This window comes from Lawsonibacter celer, from assembly GCF_014281125.1.
In the GTDB taxonomy this organism is placed as follows: domain Bacteria; phylum Bacillota; class Clostridia; order Oscillospirales; family Oscillospiraceae; genus Lawsonibacter_B; species Lawsonibacter_B celer.
In genome coordinates, this window is record NZ_JACOEA010000010.1 from 38,036 (window position 1) to 44,456 (window position 6,421).

Annotated in this window: 4 protein-coding genes, 5 tRNA genes, 1 rRNA gene and 1 pseudogene; 3 read left to right on the plus strand and 8 right to left on the minus strand. The window is 60.8% G+C overall.

Annotation, left to right across the window (positions count from 1 at the left end; genetic code table 11):
- Both H9Q75_RS12335 and H9Q75_RS12340 read right to left on the minus strand, forming a co-directional pair.
- The gene (locus H9Q75_RS12335; RefSeq protein WP_186567566.1) at positions 1 to 750 is read right to left on the minus strand and encodes an ABC transporter permease; all 750 of its coding nucleotides are present in this window, start codon (positions 748 to 750) and stop codon (positions 1 to 3) included.
- Positions 747 to 1,658 (minus strand): ABC transporter ATP-binding protein, encoded by a 912-nt coding sequence (locus tag H9Q75_RS12340; protein ID WP_186567568.1) that lies wholly within the window; start codon positions 1,656 to 1,658, stop codon positions 747 to 749. Before H9Q75_RS12340 ends, H9Q75_RS12335 begins: the two co-directional genes overlap by 4 nt.
- Positions 1,659 to 1,808: 150 nt before the next feature.
- Here H9Q75_RS12340 and H9Q75_RS12345 point away from each other — a divergent pair.
- The 3 genes and pseudogenes from H9Q75_RS12345 to H9Q75_RS12355 all read left to right on the plus strand — a co-directional run bounded on the left by H9Q75_RS12345 (position 1,809) and on the right by H9Q75_RS12355 (position 5,588).
- Positions 1,809 to 2,495 (plus strand): annotated as a pseudogene (locus H9Q75_RS12345) (response regulator transcription factor).
- The gene (locus tag H9Q75_RS12350) at positions 2,492 to 3,700 is read left to right on the plus strand and encodes a sensor histidine kinase (RefSeq protein ID WP_186567581.1); all 1,209 of its coding nucleotides are present in this window, start codon (positions 2,492 to 2,494) and stop codon (positions 3,698 to 3,700) included. Before H9Q75_RS12345 ends, H9Q75_RS12350 begins: the two are co-directional and overlap by 4 nt.
- Before the next feature lie 823 nt (positions 3,701 to 4,523).
- Positions 4,524 to 5,588 (plus strand): tyrosine-type recombinase/integrase, encoded by a 1,065-nt coding sequence (locus H9Q75_RS12355; RefSeq protein WP_186567583.1) that lies wholly within the window; start codon positions 4,524 to 4,526, stop codon positions 5,586 to 5,588.
- Between the two features lie 187 nt (positions 5,589 to 5,775).
- On the opposite strand, the gene H9Q75_RS12360 is transcribed toward H9Q75_RS12355, so the two are convergent.
- The 6 genes from H9Q75_RS12360 to rrf all read right to left on the minus strand — a co-directional run.
- Positions 5,776 to 5,851: transfer RNA gene (locus H9Q75_RS12360), tRNA-Thr, on the minus strand.
- Positions 5,852 to 5,853: 2 nt separating this feature from the next.
- Positions 5,854 to 5,930: transfer RNA gene (locus H9Q75_RS12365), tRNA-Asp, on the minus strand.
- 39 nt (positions 5,931 to 5,969) lie between these two features.
- Positions 5,970 to 6,045: transfer RNA gene (locus tag H9Q75_RS12370), tRNA-Trp, on the minus strand.
- A gap of 3 nt (positions 6,046 to 6,048) precedes the next feature.
- Positions 6,049 to 6,125: transfer RNA gene (locus tag H9Q75_RS12375), tRNA-Ile, on the minus strand.
- A 67-nt stretch (positions 6,126 to 6,192) separates the two neighbouring features.
- Positions 6,193 to 6,268 (minus strand) — tRNA-Asn (locus H9Q75_RS12380).
- Positions 6,269 to 6,308: 40 nt separating this feature from the next.
- Positions 6,309 to 6,421, minus strand: a 5S ribosomal RNA gene (gene rrf / locus H9Q75_RS12385); the annotation flags it as partial.

Consider the following 6,421-nt stretch of genomic DNA (forward strand, 5'->3'; position numbering starts at 1 on the left):
TCACACCTCCTTCCGCACAAACAGCGCCCTGCCCACCAGCAGAAACAGCGCCGCCCACAGGCACAGGAGCACCAGGTCGGTGGGCACCGGCCACTCCCAGTAAAACCAGGTGAACCGGGTGTCCGGGTCCCAGTTCATCCCCACAAGGGATAAAAGGCCGTAGTAGCCCCAGGGGATACACCGGGTCAGAGCCGGCGGGAACAGGAGCGAAAGGATTCCGAGAAAGCTCCCGGAGATCCCGCACACCAGGGCCACCGCCTGGTTGGCAAAGCGCAGAGACAATCCCTGCTGCAGGGCGTAGACCATCATGGACACCGCCCAGGAGATCAGGGTGAAGAGCCCGAACCGCCCCCAGGGTACCTCCTCCGGGAACTGCCACAGGATGCCCACCCCCATGAAGAGCGCCCACCGGACCAGGAGCAGGGCGGCCAGCACCAGGGCGCCCCAGGCCAGTTTGGCCCCGTAAAGCCGCCCCGGCGCCGCCATGGTCTCCAGTAGTTTGAGGGTCGTACCCTTGTGCTCCAGCTCGCAGTTGCGGCTGGCGATGGTGGCCACGCTGATGGGCATGATGATGGCGTCCACCATGGCCAGGTCGTAAAGCAACAGCATCCAGCCCTGGACCAGATCCTCGGCGTCCTGCCGAAGGAAGGTGGAGACGATCCACAGCAGCTCCGCCGCCAGCACAGCGGCGCATACCAGCAGGATCTTCCGCCGGCGGCATTTGAAAAACTCCAGTCTCAGCAGTTTCACAGGCTCGCCGCCTTTCCCGTCAGCTCCAGGAAGATGTCCTCCAGACTCTTCTGCCGCTCCTCCAACCGGATGACGCCCAAATTGCGTACCCCCAGCAGGCGGGTGAGCTGGGCAGCCAGCTCATCGGAGAGGATGGGGAGGATGAGGTAGCCTTCTTCCTCCTGACAGGGGACGGACTTCTCCTTCAGGATAGCCCGGGCCACGGTGTTATTGGTGGTACGCAGGGCCAGGTGGTGGCGGCTGCGGCCGTGGAGGGCCTCCAGGGTGTCCTGGAACACCAGCTCTCCCTCCCGGATGATGGCCACATGATTGGCCATCTGGTCGATCTCGCTCAAGAGGTGGCTGGACACCACCACCGTCATGCCGAACCGCTCCGGCAGGGAGCAAATCAGTTCCCGCATCTCCTGGATGCCCGCCGGGTCCAGGCCGTTGGTGGGCTCGTCCAGGATCAGCAGCTTGGGATAGCCCAGCAGGGCCGCCGCCAGACCCAGCCGCTGCTTCATGCCGAGAGAGTAGTGGGCCACCTTCTTGCCCCGCTGGCCGTCCAGCCGGACGATCTGCAGCACCTCCCGGATGTTCTTCTCCGGCACGCCCCGGAGGGTCTGGACGATCCGCAGATTTTCCTCTCCGGTGAGGTGGCCGTAGTAGCTGGGGCTCTCGATGAGGCTCCCTACCTGCCGGAGCACAGAAAGGCGGTTCCCGCCGTCCATCTTCTTACCCAGCACCCGGATGTCCCCCGCCGTGGGGCGCACCAGGCCCAGGATCATTTTCAGGGTGGTGGACTTCCCCGCCCCGTTGGGGCCCAGGAAACCGTAGACGCTGCCCTCTGGCACATCCAGGTCCAGGTGGGCCACCCGCAGGGCGTTTCCATACTGCTTGCACAGGTCGTGTGTCTCAATGATGTTCATGGCAAGACCTCCTTATGTCCCCAAGGATAGCACCCCCGCCTTACGCCACGATGAAGCCTGCCTTACGTTTACCTTACTTCTCCGGCTGAGTCTGGACGGCTGGACAGGATTTGCTATAATGAGTGAAAGAACAGTAAAGGAGGCCGCAGTATGGCCTATCGCATTTTGATCGTGGACGACGAGGCCGCCCTGCAGAACATGGTGAGAGAGATCCTGGCCCAGGCGGGCTATGAGACGGTCTCCGCCCTCACCTGCACCCAGGCGCTGGATTAGTTCCGGATCATCCAGCCAGATGCGGTGCTGCTGGACGTGAACCTGCCGGATGGGGACGGTTTCTCCCTGTTCGGGGAGCTCCGGGAGGGCCGGGACGTGCCGGTGCTGTTCCTCTCTGCCCGGGACGAGGACGCCGACCGGCTCCAGGGGCTGGGCCTGGGGGCGGACGACTACATCACCAAGCCCTTTCTTCCCCAGGAGCTGCTGCTCCGTCTGAACGCGGTGCTCCGGCGGGTATATCGGGAGGAGGCCCAGGCCGCCCGGCTGAGGGACGTGGAGATGGACTGGGGCAAGAGCGCTGTCCGCCGAAACGGGGCGGAGACCGCTCTCACCGCCAAGGAGTTCACTCTGCTGAAGAAGCTGTGGGATGCCCGGGGCAACATCGTCACCATCGACGCCCTGTGCGCCGCGTTGTGGGACGGGCCCCTGGTGGGCTATGAGAACACCCTCATGGTCCACATCCGCCGCCTGCGGGAGAAGATCGAGGCGGACCCCTCCCACCCAAAATATCTGCTGACGGTGCGGGGTCTGGGCTACCGCCTGAACCGGGAGGGGGCGAAATGAGTCTGCGGAGCATTTTCAAAGGGGCCTTGCTGGTGACCGCTTCGGCGGCCCTGATCGCCGTCATCACCATAGTAGGAATCCTGGCCTTCGTCTTCTACCACTCCAATGGCGGTCGGAGCTGGGATGCCCCGGTGTCCAGAATTTCCTCCGCCCTGACCTGGGACGGGACGGATTATGACTTTTCCGGTGATGAACTGCTGGAGAATGACCGCTGGGCTGTCTTAATCAGCGAGGACGGTCGGGTGGTCTGGTCCCTCCGAAAACCCGCCGACGTGCCGGAGCAATATACTCTCACGGACGTGGCCTCCTTTACCCGGTGGTATCTCAATGACTACCCGGTGCAGTGCCGCATCCGGGATGACGGACTGCTGGTGGTGGGTTCGCCCAAGGGGAGCGTGTGGAAGCACGGCATCTCCACGCCCGCCCAGCTGCTTCACGCCGCGCCGCTGTGGTGCGGTATCATTTTCCTGCTGGCCCTGGGGTGCGTACTGCTGCTCCCCTACTTTGCGGTGCGCCGGTGGTCCCAGCAGGCCCAGCGGGTGCGGGATGCCGCCCGATCCGACTGGATCAACGGCGTGTCTCACGACATCCGCACCCCACTCTCCATGGTCATGGGCTACGCCGCCCAGATGGAGGAGGCGGAGGATCTGCTGCCGGAGCGCCGAAAACAGGCGGGGATCATCCGCTCCCAGAGCCAGGAGATCCGGAACCTGGTGAACGACCTGAATCTCACCATGCGGCTGGACTGCGCCATGCAGGCGCTGCGGAAGGAACCCATCCAGGTGGAGGTGTTCCTCCGCCAGACCGTTGCCGACTTCCTCAACGGCGGCATGGGAGAGGGCTTCGATTTCGAGATGGATCTTCCGGCGGAGCCTCTACCTCCCATCGAGGCAGATCCCTTCCTGCTCCGCCGGGCGGTGAACAATCTGCTGACCAACTGCGTGCGGCACAACGCTCCGGGCGGATCCATCCGCCTGGGGGCCAGGGCCGAAGGGAAATCGGTCGTCCTTTTTGTGGAGGGCGGCGCGGCGGCGGCTCCGGTGGAGGCCGCCCCTGCCCGCCATCTGGAAACGGACGGCGCCGCCGCCCACGGCACGGGCCTCAAGCTGGTGCGGCAGATCGCCGAGGCCCACGGCGGGAAAGCAGCGTTCAACGGCGGCCCGCCGTTCCGGTGCGAACTCTGGATGCCTGTAAAGCCTCGGTAAGGTGGAGAGACTAAGTCGGTTCCTTCGAAAACGAATTCTCCCACTCCTCGCTGGGATAGCAGAGCGCCTGGCTTACCATTGGCAGCCAGGTGTTTTTTTGTGAGAAGAAGTCCAGAGCCACTTTGGACGGCCTGTGGGCCGATTGCCCGAAAGAGCACGGAGCACGACTTCTACCGCATGTTAAATCCTGATACGCAATACAAACAAAGAGCAAATTTTTCTCTCTGCCGTTGTCCCCCTGTGCGTTCTCCCCCTGTTTGGCCGGGTAAGCGGCTGTGTGCCTCGATGACGGGAGGGACAGATCCCTGCCCCTCTCGGCGGGTACGGGCCGGATTTGGGCGCTGTTCGCGGATTTGTGAATGGGCACTTCCGGCCCTGCTGATGGCTCTGCGGAGGACGAAAATTATAGCAGGATAAAGACCGGGGTCGCCGGTGGCGCCTCCGGCCAGTCACATCTGTCCGCAGTGCGGGCAGTTACGAGGGTTTTGCGGTGTATCAAAAGTGGGGTCAAAATCCGGCCTGTGCTATCACCTCTGCGGTCACGATCCCTGAAATCCTACTGCCACAGCGAAAAAAACAGGGGTCACACCCCAGAAAGCAATTTATAGGCAGAAAAGAGAAAATTCGTCTTCCCTCCTCCCCCCAGAGCCATCTGTGTTGGGCTCCCCCCCTCAAAAATTGCGCCGCATGAAACAAAATAAGCCATTTTCTCCGCAGAACGTTGGGGCGGAGAAATGTGAATTGTTTGATAACTCTGCGCTTTGGTCCTGGCTATTCTTCTCTTTCTGCGGTATGCTGTGTCGTTGCAAAGGAGGCGATCACCATGGCAAAGAAGCGGGCCAACGGCGAGGGAAATATCAGAAAAAGGAAGGAGGGCCGGGAAAAGCTGAAAATCGCTATGGCTGAGTGTCAGGGGTTGGACGTCAGCAGAGAAGCCGAGGAGCACACCGTGGCCACCTGGCTGAAAATGTGGTACGAACTCTATGCCAAACCCAACGTTCGCACCGCCACCGCAAACCGCTACCAGCTCATCATCGACACCTACACTGTCCCCCGCATCGGGAATATCAAATTGAAAAAGCTGACCACCCGGCACCTGCAAAAGCTCTACAAGGAGTTATTAGAAAATGGCAGAATCCACATCGGAAAGAACCAGAGCAACGGACTCAGTACCACCACTGTTCGCAGCGTCCACCTGATGCTCCACGCCGCTCTAGACCGTGCGGTGAAAGAGCGGCTCATTCCCCGAAACCCCTGTGAGGACTGCGTGGTGCCAAAGCCCCGGAAGCTGGACATGAAGGTCCTCTCCCTGGAGCAGATGGGGGCCTATCTGGAGGCCGCCCAGCGGCGGGACCTGCTCCCCATGTTCTATCTGGAGCTGGTCAGCGGCCTGCAGAAGGGAGAACTGGTGGCCCTGCGGTGGGACGATCTGGATATCCCCAGCAAAACCATCTCGGTGAGCAGGCAGTATGTACGCAACCCGGATGGCTCACTGGAACTGACCCGCCCCAAGACAGAGAATTCCGTGCGGCTGGTGTCCATTCCGCAGACGGCGGTGGACCTGCTGATCCAGGAACACGAAAAGCACCCGGACAACCCATATCTGTTCCCCTCGCCCCTGACCGGAGAGATGTACCACCCAGACAGCGTGGTGAACCTCCACAAGAAGATCCTGAAAGACGCCGGATTGGAGCATCTCAGATTCCACGATCTCCGGCACACTTTCGCCACCACAGCCCTGCAAAACGGCGTAGACGTGAAGACGGTGTCCTCCATGCTGGGGCACTTCGATGCGGGTTTCACCCTCCGCACCTACACCCATGCTACTCGGCAGAAGCAGGACGAAGCTGCCCAAACCATGGGAGCCTTCATAGAGCAAGTCATGTAAAGAGAAAACGCACCAAAATGAGAAAGCGCACTGGTCGGGAAGCAAAACTTCCTATCCAGTGCGCTTCAAACCTTTCCGGCCGTTTCGGCATGTGGGTCACGGTGTGGGTCGCAATTTTTTTGGCATTCCAAAAACTCATTTTTTACAACAAAAAAACACCCGAAATCCGAAGATTTCAGGTGTTTTCTGGAGCTGCTGGGCAGATTCGAACTGCCGACCTCATCCTTACCAAGGATGCGCTCTACCTACTGAGCTACAGCAGCATTGGCGACGCGGAAGGGACTTGAACCCTCGACCTCCGGCGTGACAGGCCGGCGTTCTAACCAACTGAACTACCGCGCCATCTTTTGTATCAAAAGACAGCTGTCGCTGTTTTTCCTCTGGCAGGGGCAGAAGGATTCGAACCCTCGGCACTCGGTTTTGGAGACCGATGCTCTACCAGCTGAGCTATACCCCTATATGGTGGGCCTTCGGGGACTCGAACCCGGGACCGGCCGGTTATGAGCCGGCTGCTCTAACCAACTGAGCTAAAGGCCCATACCGTTCCACTGTATGAAAGAAACTGGCCTGCCGTCACGGCTACGTGGCGGCAAGCCGCATCTTTTGGCTCCCCAAGTTGGACTCGAACCAACGACCCTGCGGTTAACAGCCGCATGCTCTACCAACTGAGCTATTGAGGAATATGAAAGGGTCTGGCCTGGGCAGACCAGACCCTTTTCATGTTGGCGTTACCTATCTTTCCGGCCCGTCTCCAGGCAAGTATTTTCGGCGCAGGTGAGCTTAACTTCCGTGTTCGGGATGGGAACGGGTGGACCCTCACCGCAATCAACACC

Coding starts and splice junctions, on each gene's coding strand:
- H9Q75_RS12350 (WP_186567581.1), top strand. CDS start 2,492: ATGAGTCTGCGGAGCATTTTCAAAGGGGCCTTGCTGGTGACCGCTTCG.
- H9Q75_RS12355 (WP_186567583.1), top strand. CDS start 4,524: ATGGCAAAGAAGCGGGCCAACGGCGAGGGAAATATCAGAAAAAGGAAG.
- H9Q75_RS12340 (WP_186567568.1), bottom strand. CDS start 1,658: ATGAACATCATTGAGACACACGACCTGTGCAAGCAGTATGGAAACGCC.